This window comes from Streptomyces sp. NPDC017936, from assembly GCF_044328485.1.
Taxonomy (GTDB): domain Bacteria; phylum Actinomycetota; class Actinomycetes; order Streptomycetales; family Streptomycetaceae; genus Streptomyces.
The window spans coordinates 286,928-290,421 of record NZ_JBIRHK010000011.1; the positions used below are offsets into that span (position 1 = coordinate 286,928).

Genomic DNA, 3,494 nt, shown 5'->3' on the forward strand with positions numbered 1-3,494 from the left:
CGACCCGCCGGGCGCACCGGGTGACGGCGGCCGGCGCGACCGAGTTCGCCGCCACGGGGCCGCTCCCCCGGATCGCCGACGGCATCGGTGCGTCCGCGCCCCAGGCCCGCGAGGTCGTCCCGGCCTACGCGCTCGGCGTCGTCGTCGGCCTCGTCAGGCCGGGGCGAGGGGGACGCCGGCGAGGTCCTCGACGACGCGCGTGACCGCGCCGTCGAGCGCTCCTCCGCCTCGCAGCCGCACGCACCGGCCCCGCTCATCCGCGCCGGCCCGCACCGCCGCTCTCCTGCGCCCCGATCGGGACGACCGGCCCTAGGCCAGCAGCCCCCGCAGCGGGAACACGGCGCTCCGGGTGGCCCGCACCGCCTGGTCCAGCCGGTCCGCGGGGTCGTACCCGGCCTCCCACGACTCCCACTCCACGGGCCACCGTCCGTCCGTCATCCGCGCGGGCGCCGGCTGCCGCGTCCGCGCGAACACCTCCTGCCGCCACGCCTCGGGGATCATCGTCTCCGGCGCCACCGGCCGCCCGGCCGCCACTGCCACCAGGTGCGCCCACGACCGGGGCACGACCTCCACCACCGCGTAGCCGCCGCCCCCCAGCGCCACCCACTTCCCGCCGGCGTACTCGTGCGCCAGTTCGTGACAGGCCACCTGCACGGCCCGCTGCGCGTCCAGCGACACCGCGAGGTGGGCCAGCGGATCCTCGAAGTGCGTGTCGGCGCCGTGCTGGGTCACCAGCACGTCCGGCCGGAAGTCGGCGATCAGCTCGGGCACCACCGCGTGGAACGCCCGCACCCACCCCGCGTCCCCCGTCCCGGCGGGGAGCGCGAGGTTCACCGCGGACCCCTCGGCCCCCGTCTCCTGCGGCCACCCCGTCTGCGGGAACAACGTCCGGGGATGCTCGTGCATCGAGATCGTCAGGACCCGCGGGTCCTCCCAGAACGCCGCCTGCACCCCGTCCCCGTGGTGCACGTCGACGTCCACGTACGCGACCCGCTCGGCCCCCAGCTCCAGCAGGCGCGCGATGGCCAGCGAGGCGTCGTTGTAGATGCAGAACCCCGAGGCGCCGCCCGGCATCGCATGGTGCAGGCCGCCCGCGAAGTTCACCGCGTGCAGCGCGTCACCCCGCCACACCGCCTCCGCCGCCCCGACCGACAGCCCGGCGATGAGGGAGGACACCTCGTGCATCCCGGCGAAGGCCGGATCGTCCATCGTCCCCAGCCCGTACGACGTGTCCGCCGCCCCCGGATCCGCGGAGGCCGCCTTCACGGCCTCGATGTAGTCCTCCCGGTGGACGAGCCGCAGCGTCGACTCCCCGGCCGGCTTGGCGGAGACGACCTCCACCTCACGGTCGAGCTCCAGGGCATGGACGAGCCTGCGGGTCAGGTGCAGCCGGACCGGATCCATCGGATGGTCCGGACCGAAGTCGTAGCCCGTTACTGCCTCGTCCCACATCAGCTGTGCGCGGCCGCTCATGCCCGCCACCGTATCGGTCCGGTTGAGCCGCGAACGACCGGGCGTACACCAACGTCACCAGCACCAACACCATCGGCACAACCATCGCCCCCCGGTAGCTCCACGCGTCCCCCAGCGCCCCCACCAACGGCGAGCCGATCAGGAAACCCACGTAGTTGAAGACGTTGAGCCGCGCGACCGCCGCGTCCGACGCGCCCGGGAACAGCCGCCCGGCCGCCGCGAACGTCTGCGGCACCAGCACGCACAGCCCCACTCCCAGCAGGGTGAACCCGCCCATCCCCACCCACGCCCCGGGAGCGACCGCCACCACCGCGAACCCCACCGCCGCCACCAGCGCCCCCGCCCGCACGACCCCCACGGCCCCGAACCGCCGCACCCCGAAGTCCCCGATGGCCCGCCCGAGCAGGGTGGTCACCATGTACACGTTGTACGGCACGGTCGCCAGCTGCTCGGAGCTCCCCAGCACGTCCTGGAGGTACTTCGCACTCCAGTTGGACACGGTCGAGTCGCCGATGTAGGCGAAGGTCATCACCAGGCACAACGGCAGCAACGCCTTGAAGACCACGCCCCCGCTCTCACCCCGCCCGGCCTGGTTCTCACCGTCCTCGCCGGCCCCGCCGGCCCCGTCGACGTACCACCGGCTCCCGACCAGCACGGCCGGCAGCAGCACCAGCACCACCGGCAGATACGACACCCACAGCGCGAGGTGCCAGTGCGCCCCCGCCCACGCCAGCGACGCCCCCAGGATCCCGCCCAGGCTGTAGGCCGCGTGGAAGCTGAGCATGATGCTCCGCCCGTACGCCCGCTGCAGGCTCACCCCGAGCATGTTCATCGAGGCGTCCAACACCCCCACCGCCAGCCCGAAGACGGCCAGCGCGACGCCCAGCACGACCATCCGCTCGCCCGCCCCGACCCCGAGCAGGGCCAGCAGGACGACCGGCTGGGACCAGCGCAGCAGCCGTCCCGGCGGGATGCGCTTCACGAGCTGCTCGGTGGCCACGCTGCCCGCGCCGGCCAGGACGGGCACGGCGGCGAGGAAGACGGGCAGCAGCGCGTCGGAGACCCCGTACCGGTCCTGGATGGCCGGGATCCGGGTCACGAGCAGAGCGAAGGCGACGCCCTGCGCGAAGAAGCCGAACGCCAACGAGGCCCTACCGCGCCGCAGCACTTCTGTCATGGCCGCGAGCGTAGGGCTCCGCGGTACCGCTGGGTAGATCCGGCCAAAGATGAATTCCCTTCAGCTTCAGGGGGGTTCGCCCTCGGGGTTCTCACACCAGCAGGTCGGCCAGCTCGCCCATGTCGGAGAAGAGCCGGGTGGCCCCGGTCAGTTTCTCCGCCGGCGTCATGGCGGTGAACCCGTACACGTCCATCCCGGCGGCGACGGCCGCCTGCACCCCGAGCGGCGAGTCCTCCACGACGACGCACCGCTGCGGTGCGACTCCCATCCGCTCGGCGGCGTGGAGGAAGAGGTCCGGAGCGGGCTTCCCTCGCCCCACGTCCTGCGAGCTGAAGATCCGCTCCTCGTCGAACCAACGGTCGAGCCCGGCCGCCCGGTGCCCGACGCGAATGCGCTCATGGCTGCCGGAGGAGGCCACGCAGTACGGGGTCCCGTCCGCGGCCAGCTTCTCCAGCACCCCGGCGGCCCCGGCCACCGCCACCAACTCCTGCTCGAACGCGGCGAACACCCGCGTGTGGAAGACGTCGTCGAAATCCTCCGGCAACTGCTGCCCGGTCCGCTCCAGCACCAGCTCGTGGATCCGGTGCATCGCGGATCCCATGTAGTCCCGGATCGAGTCCTCGTACGTCGTCGGGTGCCCCAGCTCGGTGAGATAGCCGGCGAGCAGCCGGTTGGAGATGGGCTCGCTGTCGACGAGCACACCGTCGTTGTCGAAGATGACCAGGTCGTAATCCATGACCATGACCCTAAACGCAGAAAACCCCCGTGCCGAACGGCACGGGGGTTTTCTCACAATTTGTTCGGCGGCGTCCTACTCTCCCACAGGGTCCCCCCTGCAGTACCA

The 3,494-nt window shown here is 72.6% G+C and carries 3 protein-coding genes and 1 pseudogene; 1 reads left to right on the top strand and 3 read right to left on the bottom strand.

Going from position 1 to position 3,494, the window contains the following annotated elements; genetic code table 11:
* A pseudogene (locus ACH4F6_RS24205) lies at positions 1-203 on the top strand (hypothetical protein); the annotation flags it as partial.
* Positions 204-309: 106 nt separating this feature from the next.
* Here ACH4F6_RS24205 and ACH4F6_RS24210 read toward each other — a convergent pair.
* The 3 genes from ACH4F6_RS24210 to ACH4F6_RS24220 form a co-directional block, all read right to left on the bottom strand.
* A complete protein-coding gene (locus ACH4F6_RS24210) occupies positions 310-1,452 on the bottom strand; it encodes an acetoin utilization protein AcuC (protein ID WP_397962403.1) in 1,143 nt (380 codons plus the stop codon).
* On the bottom strand, positions 1,343-2,650 hold the full coding sequence (locus tag ACH4F6_RS24215) for an MFS transporter (RefSeq protein WP_397962392.1): 1,308 nt from the start codon (positions 2,648-2,650) through the stop codon (positions 1,343-1,345). The genes ACH4F6_RS24210 and ACH4F6_RS24215 overlap by 110 nt, the downstream gene beginning before the upstream one ends.
* 91 nt (positions 2,651-2,741) lie before the next feature.
* Positions 2,742-3,386, bottom strand: a complete 645-nt coding sequence (locus ACH4F6_RS24220) for an HAD family hydrolase (protein ID WP_397962393.1) — start codon at positions 3,384-3,386, stop codon at positions 2,742-2,744.
* Positions 3,387-3,494: the final 108 nt, after the last annotated feature.